Raw genomic sequence first — 15,255 nt, 5'->3', positions numbered from 1 at the left:
GCGAGCGTCCGGATCACGACGGCGCCGCGCTGCGGGCAGCCGGCGCGCTCACCTCGGCCTGCGGGCCGACCGCGGCCGGCCGCTCGATCAGCGGCGCGAGCGCCGGCGCCATCGATTTCAGCAGCTGCACGGCCATCGCGCTCGTGAAGTCGTAGCGCGCCGCGTACGGCTCGTGCGCGGTCGCCGTCAGCACGCCGAAGAAACGGTCGCCGAGCACGAACACGAACGTGCCGCTGCGGTTCACCTTGCGCGACTCGATCAGCCGCGCGCCGCGCGCGTAGACGTTGAAGCGCTGGTCGCCGGTGCCGGTCTTGCCGTACACCTCGAGCGTCTTGCCGCTGGGCAGCGTCATCCCGTCGGCGAGCCGCCTGCCGGTGCCGGTGAGCACGACGTCGCGCAGCAGCTGGTGCACGACGCCCACGATCTCCGGCGACAGCGTCGGCTGCGGCTGCGCGGCCGCCCGCACGAAGCGCGTCTCGTACGGCGTGCCCTTCGCGAAGTCGAGCCGCGTGATCGTCTCGGTCGGCGCCTTGTCGCCGCCGTTCGCGATCAGCCCGATCAGCTTCGCGAGCGCGTCCGGCTGGTCGCCCGATGCGCCGATCGCGGCCGCGTACGACGGCGTGACTTCCGCGAACGGATAGCCGAGCGCGCGCCACGACTTGCTGATCGCCGCGTACGCGCGCAGTTCCACCATGTGGCGGATCCGCCGGTCCTGCGTGCCGTGATAGCGCGTCTTGTACAGCCACGTGTAGGTGTAGAAGCGCGCGTCGCGGCTCGCCTGCTCGACATCGCCGAGCGATGCGTCCGGATGCGCGCGCAGGTAGTTGAGCGTCCACAGCGCGAGCGGGTGCACGCTGGCGATGTAGCCGCGGTCGTTCAGGTTGAAGCGGTCGATCGCGTACTTCGCATAGAGCGCCGCGAGATCGTCGTCAGACAGCGCCGCCGCCGGCGTGCCCTTCAGTTGCGCGCGCATCTGCGCATCGAACCACGCGCGCGATTCGTTCGGCGCGACGCTGCGCAGCACGGTCGCGATCTTCGGCGGCGACTTGCGCACGTCCTTCAGCATCAGCGCGAGCGCGTCGTCCGCGGGCTTGCCCGCGTAGCGCGTGTAGAAGCGCTTCACGTAGACCTTGCTTTCGCCGTCGACGAACTGCTGCAGATAATGCTTGCGCTGCTCGGGATCGTCGAGCCACGACGACGACGGCCCGGAGGTCTGGATCATCTCGTAGTGGACGATGTCGCGCATCAGCCGCACGAACACGAGGTTGACCGAGTGCGCGAAGGCCTGGTGCAGCGTCAGGATGCGGTGGTTGTCGGACTTCTCGAAGTTGCTGAACACCTGCGCGCCGCCGCCCGTATAGAACACGTCGGGGCTCGCCGAATACTTGCGCTCGACGGCCGCGTCGAGCATCGCCTGCAGCGAGCGGTCCTGCGTGCGGGACAGGTAGTCGAGCGCCCACAGCGACAGGCCGTCCATCGGGTCCGGCCTCACGCGCGCGAGCTCGGCCCTCGACAGCGCGCCGTAGCGCGCATGCAGGTCGGAGACGATCTGCAGGTACGTGACGAGCGTGCGCAGCTTCGCGGTCGAACCGAGGTTGATGCGCCCGCCGCGGTTGATGTCGAACGGTTCGTTCACGCTGTCGGTCTGCACGCGCAGCACGTTCGCGCCGTTGCGCCGCTCGTACAGCGTGAAGCTGTACGTGAGGTGCGACGGGTCGTCCTTCGCCGCGAGCATCTCGTAGCCGTACAGGCCGGCGGCCTGCGCGCCTTCGCGCGTCGACGCCTTCGCGAGCCGCTCGGCGACCGCCTGCTGCACGCTGTTGTCGAGCGTGCTCGTCGCTTCCAGGTCGAACTGGTCGAGCTGGTACACGTCGTCGATGCCGAGCGCGGTGAGCAGCGACGCGCGCGCCGACGTGATGGCCTTGCGCGAGATGAACGACTGCACGCGCGCCGCCTTCGGCGGCTGCGCGCGCTCGATGTGCGCGGCGAGCGCGGCGTCGCGCAGCGTGGGCGCGATCACGCCGCCGCCGGCGAGCAGCCGCAGGTAGCTGTCGGTCAGCCGCTGCAGCGCCGGGTAGCCGCTGTTCAGGAAGTACGACGGCGCGCGCTGCGCGATCATCAGCGACAGCACCTCGCGGAACGCGACGCCCTGCTGGTCGACGTTCTCGGCCGTCGTCGGCGCGGCGAGGAGGCGGTTCAGTTCGTTGAAGTCGCGGCCGTACCACACGGCGAGACCGTCGCCGATGCCGGTGATTTCGCCGATGTGCGGCCGTGCCGCGAGCGGCACCGAATTCAGGTAGCGGACCACGATCGCGCGGCGCGCGAGCATCGTCTGCGGGCCGTTCAGGTACGCGAGCACCGATGCGGACGCGATCTGCCGCAGCTTCTCGGGCGGCGACGCGGTGCGGCCGTCCGGCGAGTGGCGGAACTTCTCGATCTGGGTCGCGAGCGTGCTGCCGCCCGGCCGCGCCTGGTGCCGGTTGACGATGTGCAGGCCCTGGTCGGCGATCGCGCGGCCGAAGCGGCCCCAGTCGATCGCCGGGTTGCGGTTCGGCTGGCTCGGGTCGAGCAGGTAGCGGTCCTCGATGAACAGCAGCGAATTGACGACGACGGGCGGGATCGCGTCGAAGTCGCGATAGACGCGCTGCGGGAACGCGGTCGCGAACAGCGGCGCGCCGGTCGAATCGAACAGCATCAGGCCGGCCTGGTCCTTCTCGTCATAGGGGAGGAACAGGCCGCGATCGGCGAGCGCCAGCATCCGCTCGGAGTCGCGCGCCTGCCTGCTGACGACGAAGCCGCGCGCGAGCAGCCGCTCCTGGAACGCCGGAATCATCGCGTAGCCGAGCCGCTCGTCGTACGGGCCGTTGGCGGGAAACCGCACGTGGTCGCTCGCACCCGCCTCGACCGCATAGCCGACGTCGCGGGTCAGCTCGGACAAATAGCGGGCCTGCAGCCGGGAGGTCTCGATTTCGACCTGAACCAGCCGGGCGACGATCGCGACCGCGACCAGCATGGCTGCGACCAGCGACCATTTGATCCACGTCCAGACCGACGCGAGGCCGGTCACACGCGGCAGGATTCGATTCAGCGGCCGATTCATGGCGGCGTCTCCCTGCAGGGGGCGGACTCCGGCCGCACCCCATTAAGGATTAGTTTAGTCCTCAACCGCGTGCTGCCAAGGACGGTCGGGTCCTAAGATGCGCCGAAGCAACGCGCGCGCCGGTACGGTGCGCGCCGATAGGGCCACATCCGCCCGCGGTGCACCGGCGCGGCGCATGCGCCGCACATTCCGTACCCGTGATGCGCGTTTTCGGCCGCCGGTATTCGAAATACGCATGACGGTTGGTGCGGTGAATTTGGCTGACTACCCTGCGCGCCTGTTCGTCCGGCACGACCTGCGTCTAAATGGGGCTCGATTGGGTCTGTTATGATGCGCGCCGCGGGGCGCCCGGACCCGCCCAGGACGCCGTCGCGCGCCCACCCTTCAGACATCCTCAAAGCTTGCCCGGGCATCGGGATTCGTTATGCAAAAGAAACGCAACATTACTTCATACATCGTGATCGCGATGGTCCTCGGGATCGCGGTCGGATACGGCTGCCACAGCGCGTTTCCCGACCCGAATGTCACCAAGGAGATCGCCGGCTACGTCTCGCTGCTGTCCGACATCTTCCTGCGCCTGATCAAGATGATCATCGCGCCGCTCGTGTTCGCGACGCTGACCGTCGGCATCGCGCACATGGGCGATACGAGCGCGGTCGGCCGGGTCGGCGTGAAGGCGCTCGGCTGGTTCTTCACCGCGTCGTTCGTGTCGCTGCTGTTCGGCCTGCTGACCGCGACGCTGCTGCAGCCGGGCAGCCATCTGAGCCTGCCGCTGCCGGCCACGGACGCGGCTACCAACCTGAAGACCGGCGCGTTCACGCTGAAGGACTTCGTCATGCACCTGGTGCCGAAGTCGATCGCCGAAGCGATGGCGAACAACGAGATCCTGCAGATCGTCGTGTTCTCGATCTTCTTCGGCACCGCGCTGTCCTCGCTCGGCGAGCTGGGCAAGCGCCTGACCGGCGTGATCGAGGATCTCGCGCAGGTGATGCTGAAGGTCACCGGCGCGGTGATGTGGTTCGCGCCGATCGCGGTGTTCGCGGCGCTGGCGTCGACGATCACGACGCAGGGCCTCGGCATCCTGCTCACGTTCGCGAAGTTCATGGGCAGCTTCTACATCGCGCTCGCGCTGCTGTGGGGCATGCTGACGCTCGCCGGCCTCGCGTTCCTCGGCAAGCGCACGTTCTCGTTGATCCGCCTGATCCGCGAGCCGTTCCTGCTGTCGTTCGCGACCGCCAGCTCGGAAGCCGCGTATCCGAAGCTGCTCGACGCGCTCGACCGTTTCGGCGTGAACCGCAAGATCTCGAGCTTCGTGCTGCCGATGGGCTATTCGTTCAACCTCGACGGCTCGATGATGTACTGCACGTTCGCGGTGCTGTTCATCACGCAGGCGTACGGCATCCACCTGCCGCTCGGCACGCAGCTGACGATGCTGCTGCTGCTGATGCTGACGTCGAAGGGGATGGCGGGCGTGCCGCGCGCGTCGCTCGTCGTGATCGCCGCGACGCTCAACCAGTTCAACCTGCCGGAAGCGGGGCTGCTGCTGATCATGGGCGTCGACACGTTCCTCGACATGGGCCGCTCGGCGACCAACGCGGTCGGCAATTCGATCGCTGCCGCCGTGATCGCGAAGTGGGAAGGGCAGCTCGGCGACGAGAACGACGGGACCGACGTGGCTGGCGCGACGGATGCAGGCGCGCCGCTCGAGGTGCAAGAGGTGCGCGAGCGCGCGTGATGCCCGCGTGACGCGCGTCCGGCCGCCCATTGTGGCGGCCTTTTTTTTGGAAGGCGTTCAGGCTGCGAAGTGCTCGAGCACGTGGTCGACGAACAGCCGAGCCTTGCGCGGAAAATGGCGACGGCTCGGATAGGCGATGTTCATCTCGAGGTCGGGGAGGCGGTAGTCGTCCAGGAGCGGCACGAGGCGGTGCTCGCGGATGTCCTGGTCGACGAGGTACGCGGGCAGGATCGCGATCCCCATGTCGTTGAGCGCGAGCTGCCGGAGCAGGCCGAGATTGTTCGACGACGCGGTCTTCCTCGGCCGCACCGCGACGCTCGTCGCATGATGGTCGAATGAAACGAATTCCCCCGCATAATCGGTCTGGTACAACAGGCACGCGTGCCGTTCGAGATCGCCCGGCTGGAGCGGCCGGCCGTGCCGCTCGAGATAGCGCCGGGTCGAGCACACGACGAGCTTCAGCCGCGTCAGCGCGCGCGTCACGGTATTGGCGCCGCTGATGCGCTGCGTGACCATCAGGCCGACGTCGAACCCTTCGGACACGAGATCGACGTGACGGTCGACGATCGTGATCTCGGGCACCACGTTCGGATGGCGATGCTTGAACGACCTGATGACGGGCGCAAGCACATGGATGCCGAACATCACGGGCGCGACGATTCGCAGCGCCCCGATCGGCTCGTGATCGAGCGTCGCTATCGCGTCTTCCACGGTGTCGATCTCATCGATCACCTTGCGGATCTGCTCGATGTAGAGACGCCCCGCGTCGGTGAGCGACAGGCTGCGCGTCGTACGGTACAGCAGCAGCGTGCCGAGCCTGTCCTCGAGGCCCATGATCAGGCGCGATGCGGATGCGTTCGACATGTCGAGGTCGGCGGCGGCGCGCGCGAAGCTTTGCAAATCGGCGACCCTGACAAACAACCGCATCGACAGAAGCGCGTCCATTCAAATACAAACCGGTCCTGAAAGGTCTTGCGGTCGTGCCGCGGATGCTCGCGCAGCGACGATTCGCGCTGTCGCCGGGTCAATCCAGCGTCATAGCCGGAGCTTTGCCGCGGTTCGTGCCAATGCCGATCCGACGGCGCGGACCATCGCGTCTGCGCGAACATCCTTCAAACGATGAAGCTCGTCGAAGGCTTCGTGTGCCGCCCCGAGAGCAAAGGTTTGCGGGATCACGAGCATTCCGAGCTTGTCGAGCACCCCTCGAATTGCAGCTTGACCGCGCGAACCACCCAACAGGCCGGGCGATGCCGATATGACGGCCGCCGGCTTGTCTGCAAAGCAAGCGAGCCCTGCTTGACCATTGCCGTTCGGACGACTGATCCAGTCCAGGGAATTCTTCAGGACGGCACTGTAGCCGCCGTTATATTCAGGCGATGCGACGAGAACGGCGTCGCATTCCTTGACGAGCTTCTGCAACGCCCGCGCCGTTTCCGGAAGACCGGATTCGCGTTCAAGATCGCCGTCGTAGAACGGCAGCGGGTAGTCGTTCAGATGAATGTGCGTCACCTGCGCACCCGACTCGAGGGCACCCTGTGCAGCGATTTCGAGGAGCTTTTGATTAAAGGAACCGCTGCGGGTGCTGCCGCAGAATGCCAGGATTTTGATGCTCATGAGTCACTCGGAGGTTGGTGGGTTCATGGCGACCAGTGTAGGCAGCATGTCGCAGAAATCCTTGTGCGGCGCGAGCATTTCTTTCACGACGTGATCATTTTTTCTGATGCGCGTGAAATACCGCCCCGCAACGCTTCTAGAATCCGGTCTTTCAAACAAGGAAGGGAATGCGGCCGATGCTGTCGATGCCATGTTCACCGCGGGAATGGCTGCGGCGCCATATCGAGGGAAAGATATGGTCGGTTACGCGCACGCGGACCGGCTTTCCCATTGACCTGTCGACACCCCGCGGCGACCCGGGGCTGTTCGGCCCAGGGTCGGTGTCGTGGCAGGTGCATGACGACTTCCCTGCCATGATGGTCGGCGGCATCCGTGCGCTGATTCTCCAGGCGCTGCATCCCCTTGTCCTGGCAGGCGTGCTGGAGCATTCGATCTTCCGGCAGGACATGCGTGGCAGGCTGGCACGCACGGCACAGTTCATCGCCGGCACGACCTACGGCAGCGCCCGTGACGCCGGCGGACTGATCGACCACGTCAACCGCATTCATCGCGACATCGCGGGCACCAGTGCCGACGGCCGGCCCTATGCCGCGACCGATCCGGCACTGCTGACGTGGGTGCATGCCGCAGAAGTCTCGAGCTTCCTCGATGCCCACCTGCGCTACGTGAATCCACGGCTGACTCAGGCGGACCAGGGCCGCTATCTGGCCGAGACAGCCAAGGTGGCGCGGCGGCTTGGCGCGACCGATGTGCCGGAGAGCCGGGAAGCGCTGCAGGCTTACATGAACGGCCAGCGCGGCAGTCTGATTGCCAGTGGCCGCATGCATGAGGCGATCGCGCAGTTGGTGACGCAACCCGATGCAAGCGTGTCCGAACGGCTGACCATGCGGATTTTCCTGGGCGCGGCGATCCGCCTGCTGCCCCCCTGGATCAGCGCCATGCTTGGTGAACCGCTGACAGGGCTTGTGCGCGGCTTTCCCGAGCCGGCGATGCGCGCGTCATCCGGGCTGTTGCGATGGGCCATCCGCGACAGCGCGGGCATGCGCGCGCATGCCCGGGTCGCATCATGCGCGGTGGCGCAGACGGTTTCGCAACCTTCGCAATTGCCGAATGACGGGGGACAATGACGACTCCATGCGATCCTGAATATGCCGCTGCGGCCGGCACAGGCGTCATGGAGCCGGATCAAGGATCGAAATACCGGGAATGGCAGGAGACTGAACAGGGTGAAGATTGTCGCCAATGTGCATCAGAGCCGCACTGCGTGTGTCTGTGCGGGCAGCGAGGTCGAGGTCGTCGAGTACGGCGAGCTGCAGGACGTCGCGCGGCCGATCGGCTCGCAACGCGTCAGCCTGCGCGCAGCATTGCGCGAGGTCGGCGGACGCATCGACGCGCGCCACCAGGCTTCCAAGCCGCTGTCCGACGGCTATCGCGGCAGCGACCACCTGAGCTTGATCGAGCGCGGCGGCGAAGCCTACGGCCACACGTCGTTCATTCGCGGCTTCCGTTGCGTGGCCGTCCATTTCGACGACGCGCTGCTGCGCGACGCATGCGAGGCCGCCGATGGTGTTGGCGGCACGGACTGCTTCCATTCGCGCCTGATGTTCGAGAACAAGCCAATCTGGGCAATCACGGACCGGCTTGCGCTGGAGTGCGTGACGCCGCGCCTCGGGCAGCGGCTCTATTGCGAAAGCCTGATCGGCATGCTCGCGGTGGAACTGGCCCGGCTGTGCGGCCATGCGCCGCTGCAGGCGGTCAAAGGCGGACTGGCGCCCTTCAGGCTGCGCCGCATCCTCGACTACATCGAGACACATCTCGCAGCCGACCTCGCCGTCAGCGAACTGGCCGCGCTGGCCGAAGTGAGCCAGCCCCATTTCATGCGGGCGTTTCGTGCGTCCACCGGCGAGACCCCGCTGCGCTTCATCATGCAGCGGCGCGTCAAGCGCGCCACGACGCTGCTGGTCCACACCAATACGCCGCTGATCGAGATCGCGCAGGACTGCGGCTTCGCGGATCAGGCTCATATGACCACCTGCTTCCGCCGGATCGTCGGCAATACGCCCGCACGGATCCGGCGCGAGCGCGTCTGAGCGGCTCACGGCGCCGGATAGGCGGCGGCCCCGGCTGCGGGTATCGTGGCGGTTGCGGGCATAGTTTGCGTGTCTGCGCGCGTCCGCCGGGGGGGCGTCGACCGACGTGGCCGTCCGGCGCGGCTTCCTGTCCTGACCGGAGTCCTTGCCATATGAACGTGATCGCCGTTGCCTGTACCGCCGTGCTCGGCCTGCTGCTGTTCGGGCTGGGTCTTGCCGTCTCCATCACGCGGTTTCGCGTGACGACCGGGTCCGGTTGCGCGGAGGATCCGACCAATGTGCTGCACAAGATTGTGCGCGCGCACGGCAACACCGCCGAATACGTACCGTTCCTCGCGGTGCTGTTTCTCTACTTCGGCGCGCACGAGCCGTCAGGCGCGACTGTGTCGCTGATCGTCGCCGCGACCGTCTGCCGGTGCCTGCTGGTGATCGGCCTGCTCGCGTGGCCGACGATGTCGAAGCCGAATCCAGCGCGGTTCGTCGGCGCGCTCGGCACGTACCTGTGCGGCGCGGCGCTGTGCATCCGGTTGTTCGTGTGAGAGGGGGCGCGGCGCAAGTTCCGGTTCCCGGGCGGCGCGGTGATATCCTCACGGCACGCCCGCGACCGACGGGCAGACACTGAGCGCCAGACGGCGGCCGGGCGGCCGCTGGCCGTGGCGCCTCCGAGGGAAGAACCAACATCATGAGCCGCAAATTCATTCTGAAAGGCGACACCACCGACCATGGCGGCGTCGTGCTCGACGGCGTCGCCGAATCGTCGTTCGACGGCCGGCCGCTGGCCTATCTCGGCGCGCCGGTATTCTGCGCGGCGTGCAAGACGCAAGGCGTGATCGTGTCCGACGGCGGCGCGCGCGCGATGACCCTGATGGGCAAGGTCGTCGCGCTCGAACACGACCTGTGCCAGTGCCAGTGTTCGCCGTTGCCGAAACTCATCCCGTCGCAGGGAACGGGGACGATCTCGGGGTGAGCGCCCGCCGGCTCGCTACGTCAGGCCGGGATATTGGGCTCGCTGCCCCAAACGACGGACGCGACGCGGTGCGGTTTCGCGATGCCCGTCCGGTTGGCGACGGAAAACGGCAAGCCGACCGCCACGCTGTCGGTCGAGCGATAGACGAGCCGGTCGCCGGCGATGGTGCCGACGTAGCGGCCGTTCTTGCCGTAGACCTTGCGGCCGCTGATGCGTCCGACGACCTGTCCTGTGCGGCTGAATACGATCTGACCGCCGACCTGCAGCGGTTTGCCTTCCTTGGTGTAGAGATTCATGCGCGGGTCCCGTGTGATCGACAACGCGACAGTCTATCAAGATCGCGGCAACCGGATGCGGGGGATCCGGCGCCCCGCCGGCGCCTAGACGCTTCCCTCGGTTTCGACGACGAGAATGCGGGCTTCGCCGAGCGGATGCGCGACGTGCTCGGTGCCGGCCGGCGCATGGAGCACGTCGCCCGTCGCCAGCACCACGGAACGTTCGACGCCCGCTTCGCGATAGCGCATCTCGACGCGGCCGTCGAGCACGGCGAACACTTCGTCGCCGTCGTTGACGTGCCACCGATACGGCTGGTCGGTCCAGTGCAGGCGCACCGTGATGCCGCGCAGGTTGGCGACGTCCAGCGCGCCCCAGGCGCGATCCGCGGTAAACGCGGCGCTGCGGAAGATGTTCATGGCCGGGTTTCGATCGAGAGACGGCGACGTGCGCCGTCGGTTGCGCGTAGGGTCCACATCCGATGATCGATCATCGATCCATTGCGGCGACGGCCTGTTCGATCGCCTGCCGGCGTCGCGCGAGGCCGGCAGCCCAGCGCTCGCGGACCCGCGTCACGACGTCGGCCGGCGCGGTATCGGGCGAGCCGGCGTCGAACGGCGGCGCGGGCGCGTATTCCAGCTGCAGCTGCATCGCCTGCGCCTCCTCGGCGCCGGCCAGTTCCGCGGCGATCGTCAGCGCGAAGTCGATGCCGGCGGTCACGCCGCCGCCCGTGATCAGGTTGCCGTCGCGCACCACGCGCTCGCGGACCGGCACCGCGCCGAGCGGTTCGAGCAGCGCATGGAACGCCCAGTGCGTGGTCGCGCGGCGCCCGCGCAGCAGCCCGGCCGCGCCGAGCAGCAGCGCGCCGGTGCAGACCGACGTCACGTAGCGGGCGGCTGCCGACCGTTCGCGCACGAAGTCGAGCGTCTCCCGGTCGGACAGCAGGTCATTGATGCCGATGCCGCCCGGAATGCAGATGACGTCGAGCGGCGGACAGTCGGCGAACGTGCGGTCCGGCGTCAGCGCGAGCCCGCTGCTCGATGCGACCGGCTCACGCGTCTTCCATACCAGGTGCACCGCCGCGTCCGGCAGCGACGCGAGCACGTCGTGCGGGCCGGTGAGGTCGAGTTGCTGAACGCCCGGAAACACGAGAAAGCCGATATGCAGAGTCATGTGGATACCCCGAAGGATTGCGTGGAGCGTCGTTGCCGACGCGTGATGGACAGATCGATTCTAGGCGGGTAGTGTTTGGCGAAATTGCCATCCATCCCACGTTTTCCGCCAATCGACATGTCTACCGTTCCGCGCGTGATCTTCGTGCTGGCGTTCCCCGGCGCGCAACTGCTCGACGTGACCGGGCCGCTGCAGGTGTTCGCGTCCGTCAACGAGCTCGCGCTCGAGCGCGGACGGGCCGCGCCGTACGCGCCGCGCGTCGTGGCCGCCGACGCGGGGCCGGTCGCGACGTCGTCGGGCCTCGTCGTGATCGCCGATTCGCTGCGTTCGGCCGGCGGCCATCCCGATACGGTGATCGTCGCGGGCGGCCAGGGCGTGCACGCGGCGTCGCGGGACGCGCGGCTGGTCCGCTGGGTCCGGCGGCAGGCCGAACGGTCGCGGCGGGTCGCATCGGTCTGCTCGGGCGCGTTCCTGCTGGCCGAAGCCGGCCTGCTCGACGGGCGCCGCGCGGTTACCCACTGGTCGCGCTGCGACGAGCTCGCGGCACGCTATCCGCGCATCCGTGTCGAGGCGGATCCGATCTTCATCCAGGAGGGCGCGCTGTGGACGTCGGCCGGCGTGACGGCCGGCATCGATCTCGCGCTGGCGCTCGTCGAGGAGGATCTCGGTCGCTCGATCGCGCTCGACGTCGCGCGCGAGCTGGTCGTGTTCCTGAAGCGGCCGGGCGGGCAGGCGCAATTCAGCGCGACGCTGTCGATGCAGCAGGCCGGCGACCGGTTCGGCGAGCTGCATGCGTGGATCGCGGAGCACCTGGCCGCGGACCTGTCCGTGCCGGCGCTCGCCGAGCGCGCGCGAATGAGCGAGCGGAGCTTCGTGCGGCACTATCGCGCCGAGACCGGACTCACGCCCGCCCGCGCGGTCGAGCAGATTCGCATCGAAACCGCGCAGCGCCTGCTCGGCGACACGTCGTGGCCGGTCAAGCGGATTGCCGATCGCTGCGGGTTCGGTTCCGAGGAGACGCTGCGGCGCAGTTTCGTGCGCGTGCTGGGCGTCACGCCGCAGGGTTATCGGGAACGGTTTGCCGGTTGAGCGCCGCGTGCCGCGCGTGCGCATCAAATCGGTGCGTGCGGCTGGTTGAATTCTCGTCGTTTTCCACTGCGAAACGCTCGACTATTCGGCGAAGGCGAATAATGGAGCGGGGCTTGTGTCAGGCCTTCCACGCGCTCTATCCTGTCCTGTTGGCGATTCGAAGGGGGATAGCATGGACCGTATCCAGGCAATGGAAGTTTTCACCCGCGTGGTCGATGCGAACAGCTTCACGCGCGCGGCGGATACGCTCACGATGCCGCGCGCGTCGGTGACGACGATCATCCAGAATCTCGAGGCGCTGCTCGGCGTGCGCCTCCTGCACCGGACGACGCGCCGGCTGTCGTTGACGCCGGAAGGCGCGGCGTACTACGAGCATTGCGTGAAGATCATCGCGGAGATCGCGGAAGCCGACGCGAGCTTCCAGACCGGCAACCGCAAGCCGAGCGGCCTGCTGCGCGTCCACATGCCGAACGCGCTCGGGCGGCGGCTCGTGATTCCCGCGCTGCCGGTGTTCCGCCAGCGCTATCCGGACATCACGCTCGATCTCGGGCTCTCCGACCGGCCGGTCGATCCGGTCGAGGAGGGCATCGACTGCATGATCCGCGTCGGGCCGCTCGAGGATTCGTCGATGGTCGCGCGGCGGATCGGGATGCTCAAGCGCGTGACCTGCGCTTCGCCCGATTACCTGTTGCGTCACGGCGATCCGCACGAGATTGCCGATCTCGCCGAGCACCTCGCGGTGAATTTCCGCACGAGCCACGGCGCGCGGCCGATACCGTGGGTGTTCGTGATCGACGGCAAGCCGGTGGAGATCAGGCTGAAGTCGACCGTCACGGTCAACGATTCGGATGCCTACGTGACCTGCGGCCTCGAAGGGTTCGGGATGATCCAGCCGACGCTGTTCATGGTGCTGCCGCACCTGCTCGACGGTTCGCTGCTGGAGGTGCTGCCGGGCTTCAACCCGAAGCCGAAGCCGATTTCGATCGTCTATCCGCACAACCGGCACCTGTCCACGAAGGTGCGCGTGTTCGCCGACTGGATCCAGGAGTTGTTCGAATCGACGCCGTCGATGGAGGGCGGGGAGGACTGGCGCCGCAGGTTGCAGGCGCATGCGAGCGACGTGAGTCGCGGGTCGGTGGCGGCGTAGTAACGAAAAAGAGGAACTGGCGTGACGCGAGCGGCGGATGAAATCGTGGTGGTGGGGGCGGGCATCGTCGGGGCGTCGATCGCCTATCACCTCGCGAGCCGGGGCGCGCGCGTGACGCTCGTCGAACGGCACGAACCGGCGTGCGGCGCAACCGGAAGTGCGTTCGGCTGGATCAATCCGACGGCGGACGGAGCGCCGGCCGTCGCTGCGGTGCGCGCACGCGCGGTCGCCGAGTACCGGCGGCTCGAACGCGAGCTCGGCCGGCCGCTCGTCAACTGGTCGGGTGCGCTGACCTATGGCGTCGACGAAGGCGCTGCGCCGCATCAGGATGCGCGCGTGGACTGGCTCGATCGCGAACAGGTCGGGCGCCTCGAGCCGAATCTGCTGGACCTGCCGGCGCGCGCCCGCTACGCGCGGGACGAAGGAACGCTCGAGCCGGCGGAGGCGACCCGCGTGCTCGTCGAGCACGCTTGTGCGCATGGTGCCGTGTATCGGGGCAACTCCGACGTGCGTTCGCTGTGCGTCGACGGTGCGCGGATCGTCGGCGTGCGGACCGAAACGGAAGAACTGCGCGCGGACACCGTGATTCTCGCGGCGGGCGCGCAGACGGCGGCGCTTGCCGCGACGGCGGGCATCGTGCTGCCGCTCCGGGCGTCGCCGGCGATCCGGCTACGTCTGGCGGCGCGCCGGGGGCTCGTGAGGACGCTCGTGTCCAATGCCGAGATGGAAGTGCGCGAGGCGGCGGACGGTTCGCTCGTCGCGGCCGAGGACTATGTCGACGCGTCCGGCCCGAATGGTCCGGACGCGATTGCCGAGCGTGCGCTCGGCACGGTCCGGCGCGCGCTGCGCGGCGCCGGGGACGCGGTGCTGACGGAGGTCGCGGTCGGCTGGCGGCCGATGCCGGAGGATGGCGTGCCGCTCATCGGTCGATGCCCGGGCGTGCCGGGGCTGTACGTGGCGGCGATGCACTCGGGCGTTACGCTGGCGGCGGCAGTCGGCCGGCTGGTGAGCGAGGCGGTGATGCAGGGGGCGACGCCTGACGAGCTTGTTGCGCTTGCGCCTCGTCAGGCGGGATAGCGGGCACGTGCATGTGCAGTCGGCGCCGCGCGACGGAAGGGCGTTACCCGTGAACAAGCTCGATCGCCTAGTGTGGTGCGCGCGAGCTTTCGCGGCGCAGGCGGTCGATCCATTCCTGCAGCTGCGGCGCCTTGACGCCAGCCAGGACGTCAGTGTCGATGAAAAGATGATTTCGGGTTTTCTGCGCAGGCCGCGAGCCATTGACGGTAAGCCCCATCGTGCGACTTTTCCACCAAAGCTGCAGCCTGTCGCCAGTCGTTTTTCCGGTCGCATATGAGCGCGCAGGATTGCTCATGAACAGCACCACATAGCGTTTGACTCCGCCGCGTCCTAGCGAAACGTCGATCTGTCTGGTCTCGACGATGTCAATCCACGGAACCTCGACCAGATTGAAATAGCGAAGACCCGAATCGCCGAGATAAAGGGCGGGTCGGGATAACGGAGAAATCGCGCTGTAGGCGATGACGCGTTGAACGCATAAATACAGCCATCCACACCCAGTCACGATGCACGCGCCAGCTAGAAGAATTGCCGGAATGTCCCAATAGGAATTCACATGATAGGGGCCCAGCAATCGTACCGAGACGAAGACTGCACCCGCGAATGGAAAAGCAGCAAAAAGGGTGGCGCGCAGATAGGCGAATGCACGAACGCGAATGTCCCGGCGAGGCGTTTCCGCGGCCCAAATGGGGCGTTGCGCCGCTTCCTGCTGAAGCTCGCGTTTGCGGGTCCTTGTGGAACGGTATGTCAGCGCGATCAAGCCCAGCACGAATGCCAGCGGCACGAGCGGGAAAAGTATTTCACCCATGACTCTTTTTCGAATGCGTTTCGGTGTTTGTCAATGCCGGATTGCGTTTTAAAACATGACAAGCGCAATCGGAGCGATCCTATTTTGCCGAAACTGATGCATATGCGGCAAGTTCGCCACTTTAAAGTGGCAATCGCGGGCTTCGATTATGGTTGCCGGTCGATAAAGACCCAATCACAAGA

Annotated in this window: 15 protein-coding genes; 8 read left to right on the top strand and 7 right to left on the bottom strand. The window is 67.1% G+C overall.

Annotation, left to right across the window (positions count from 1 at the left end):
- Nucleotides 1-13 precede the first annotated feature (13 nt).
- On the bottom strand, nucleotides 14-3,100 hold the full coding sequence (locus tag B7P44_RS14655; RefSeq protein WP_084905303.1) for a transglycosylase domain-containing protein: 3,087 nt from the start codon (nucleotides 3,098-3,100) through the stop codon (nucleotides 14-16).
- Between the two features lie 424 nt (nucleotides 3,101-3,524).
- Between B7P44_RS14655 and B7P44_RS14650 the strand changes: the two genes are divergently transcribed.
- Nucleotides 3,525-4,835 carry a dicarboxylate/amino acid:cation symporter gene (locus tag B7P44_RS14650; protein WP_084905301.1) on the top strand — a complete coding sequence of 437 codons (1,311 nt, stop codon included), beginning with the start codon at nucleotides 3,525-3,527 and terminating at the stop codon, nucleotides 4,833-4,835.
- Nucleotides 4,836-4,892: 57 nt separating this feature from the next.
- Here the strand turns inward: B7P44_RS14650 and B7P44_RS14645 are convergent, their stop codons facing one another.
- The gene (locus B7P44_RS14645) at nucleotides 4,893-5,762 is read right to left on the bottom strand and encodes a LysR family transcriptional regulator (RefSeq protein ID WP_231716689.1); all 870 of its coding nucleotides are present in this window, start codon (nucleotides 5,760-5,762) and stop codon (nucleotides 4,893-4,895) included.
- A 108-nt stretch (nucleotides 5,763-5,870) separates the two neighbouring features.
- Complete coding sequence (locus tag B7P44_RS14640; RefSeq protein WP_084905297.1) at nucleotides 5,871-6,449, bottom strand: NADPH-dependent FMN reductase; 579 nt, start codon at nucleotides 6,447-6,449, stop codon at nucleotides 5,871-5,873.
- 167 nt (nucleotides 6,450-6,616) lie between these two features.
- Here B7P44_RS14640 and B7P44_RS14635 point away from each other — a divergent pair, with 167 nt between their 5' ends.
- The 4 genes from B7P44_RS14635 to B7P44_RS14620 all read left to right on the top strand — a co-directional run bounded on the left by B7P44_RS14635 (nucleotide 6,617) and on the right by B7P44_RS14620 (nucleotide 9,506).
- Entirely contained in the window at nucleotides 6,617-7,576 is a 960-nt protein-coding gene (locus tag B7P44_RS14635; RefSeq protein ID WP_084905293.1) for an oxygenase MpaB family protein, read from the top strand.
- Between the two features lie 21 nt (nucleotides 7,577-7,597).
- Entirely contained in the window at nucleotides 7,598-8,539 is a 942-nt protein-coding gene (locus tag B7P44_RS14630; protein ID WP_084905292.1) for an AraC family transcriptional regulator, read from the top strand.
- Nucleotides 8,540-8,691: 152 nt separating this feature from the next.
- Entirely contained in the window at nucleotides 8,692-9,078 is a 387-nt protein-coding gene (locus B7P44_RS14625) for an MAPEG family protein (protein ID WP_084905290.1), read from the top strand.
- 143 nt (nucleotides 9,079-9,221) lie between these two features.
- Nucleotides 9,222-9,506 (top strand): PAAR domain-containing protein, encoded by a 285-nt coding sequence (locus tag B7P44_RS14620; protein ID WP_084905287.1) that lies wholly within the window; start codon nucleotides 9,222-9,224, stop codon nucleotides 9,504-9,506.
- A gap of 20 nt (nucleotides 9,507-9,526) precedes the next feature.
- Here the strand turns inward: B7P44_RS14620 and B7P44_RS14615 are convergent, their stop codons facing one another.
- The 3 genes from B7P44_RS14615 to B7P44_RS14605 form a co-directional block, all read right to left on the bottom strand.
- Nucleotides 9,527-9,802, bottom strand: coding sequence for a 4-fold beta flower protein (locus tag B7P44_RS14615; protein ID WP_084905285.1), 276 nt, complete (start codon nucleotides 9,800-9,802; stop codon nucleotides 9,527-9,529).
- An 84-nt stretch (nucleotides 9,803-9,886) separates the two neighbouring features.
- Nucleotides 9,887-10,198, bottom strand: coding sequence for a cupin domain-containing protein (locus B7P44_RS14610; protein ID WP_084905284.1), 312 nt, complete (start codon nucleotides 10,196-10,198; stop codon nucleotides 9,887-9,889).
- 70 nt (nucleotides 10,199-10,268) lie between these two features.
- The gene (locus B7P44_RS14605) at nucleotides 10,269-10,952 is read right to left on the bottom strand and encodes a DJ-1/PfpI family protein (RefSeq protein ID WP_084905282.1); all 684 of its coding nucleotides are present in this window, start codon (nucleotides 10,950-10,952) and stop codon (nucleotides 10,269-10,271) included.
- A gap of 117 nt (nucleotides 10,953-11,069) precedes the next feature.
- On the opposite strand from B7P44_RS14605, the gene B7P44_RS14600 reads away from it, so the two are divergent.
- The 3 genes from B7P44_RS14600 (at nucleotide 11,070) to B7P44_RS14590 (ending at nucleotide 14,265) form a co-directional block, all read left to right on the top strand.
- Nucleotides 11,070-12,041: a GlxA family transcriptional regulator gene (locus B7P44_RS14600; protein WP_084905280.1), complete on the top strand. Its 972-nt coding sequence runs from the start codon at nucleotides 11,070-11,072 to the stop codon at nucleotides 12,039-12,041.
- A gap of 172 nt (nucleotides 12,042-12,213) precedes the next feature.
- Nucleotides 12,214-13,188, top strand: coding sequence for a LysR family transcriptional regulator (locus tag B7P44_RS14595; RefSeq protein WP_084905278.1), 975 nt, complete (start codon nucleotides 12,214-12,216; stop codon nucleotides 13,186-13,188).
- A 21-nt stretch (nucleotides 13,189-13,209) separates the two neighbouring features.
- Nucleotides 13,210-14,265, top strand: coding sequence for an NAD(P)/FAD-dependent oxidoreductase (locus B7P44_RS14590; protein WP_084905276.1), 1,056 nt, complete (start codon nucleotides 13,210-13,212; stop codon nucleotides 14,263-14,265).
- A gap of 67 nt (nucleotides 14,266-14,332) precedes the next feature.
- Here the strand turns inward: B7P44_RS14590 and B7P44_RS14585 are convergent, their stop codons facing one another.
- Nucleotides 14,333-15,073, bottom strand: coding sequence for a hypothetical protein (locus B7P44_RS14585; protein ID WP_084905275.1), 741 nt, complete (start codon nucleotides 15,071-15,073; stop codon nucleotides 14,333-14,335).
- Nucleotides 15,074-15,255 lie beyond the last annotated feature (182 nt).

The organism is Burkholderia ubonensis subsp. mesacidophila (genome assembly GCF_002097715.1).
In the GTDB taxonomy this organism is placed as follows: Bacteria; Pseudomonadota; Gammaproteobacteria; order Burkholderiales; family Burkholderiaceae; genus Burkholderia; species Burkholderia mesacidophila.
The sequence above is the reverse complement of the archived record's forward strand: the minus strand, read 5'-3'. Positions and strand labels throughout refer to the sequence as shown.

What these genes read in the sequence shown, in the direction of transcription:
- B7P44_RS14635 (WP_084905293.1), top strand. Translation starts at nt 6,617, where the DNA reads ATGCGGCCGATGCTGTCGATGCCATGTTCACCGCGGGAATGGCTGCGG.
- B7P44_RS14640 (WP_084905297.1), bottom strand. Translation starts at nt 6,449, where the DNA reads ATGAGCATCAAAATCCTGGCATTCTGCGGCAGCACCCGCAGCGGTTCC.
- B7P44_RS14650 (WP_084905301.1), top strand. Translation starts at nt 3,525, where the DNA reads ATGCAAAAGAAACGCAACATTACTTCATACATCGTGATCGCGATGGTC.
- B7P44_RS14595 (WP_084905278.1), top strand. Translation starts at nt 12,214, where the DNA reads ATGGACCGTATCCAGGCAATGGAAGTTTTCACCCGCGTGGTCGATGCG.
- B7P44_RS14610 (WP_084905284.1), bottom strand. Translation starts at nt 10,198, where the DNA reads ATGAACATCTTCCGCAGCGCCGCGTTTACCGCGGATCGCGCCTGGGGC.
- B7P44_RS14615 (WP_084905285.1), bottom strand. Translation starts at nt 9,802, where the DNA reads ATGAATCTCTACACCAAGGAAGGCAAACCGCTGCAGGTCGGCGGTCAG.
- B7P44_RS14600 (WP_084905280.1), top strand. Translation starts at nt 11,070, where the DNA reads ATGTCTACCGTTCCGCGCGTGATCTTCGTGCTGGCGTTCCCCGGCGCG.
- B7P44_RS14605 (WP_084905282.1), bottom strand. Translation starts at nt 10,952, where the DNA reads ATGACTCTGCATATCGGCTTTCTCGTGTTTCCGGGCGTTCAGCAACTC.
- B7P44_RS14655 (WP_084905303.1), bottom strand. Translation starts at nt 3,100, where the DNA reads ATGAATCGGCCGCTGAATCGAATCCTGCCGCGTGTGACCGGCCTCGCG.
- B7P44_RS14625 (WP_084905290.1), top strand. Translation starts at nt 8,692, where the DNA reads ATGAACGTGATCGCCGTTGCCTGTACCGCCGTGCTCGGCCTGCTGCTG.
- B7P44_RS14645 (WP_231716689.1), bottom strand. Translation starts at nt 5,762, where the DNA reads ATGCGGTTGTTTGTCAGGGTCGCCGATTTGCAAAGCTTCGCGCGCGCC.
- B7P44_RS14620 (WP_084905287.1), top strand. Translation starts at nt 9,222, where the DNA reads ATGAGCCGCAAATTCATTCTGAAAGGCGACACCACCGACCATGGCGGC.
- B7P44_RS14630 (WP_084905292.1), top strand. Translation starts at nt 7,598, where the DNA reads ATGCCGCTGCGGCCGGCACAGGCGTCATGGAGCCGGATCAAGGATCGA.
- B7P44_RS14585 (WP_084905275.1), bottom strand. Translation starts at nt 15,073, where the DNA reads ATGGGTGAAATACTTTTCCCGCTCGTGCCGCTGGCATTCGTGCTGGGC.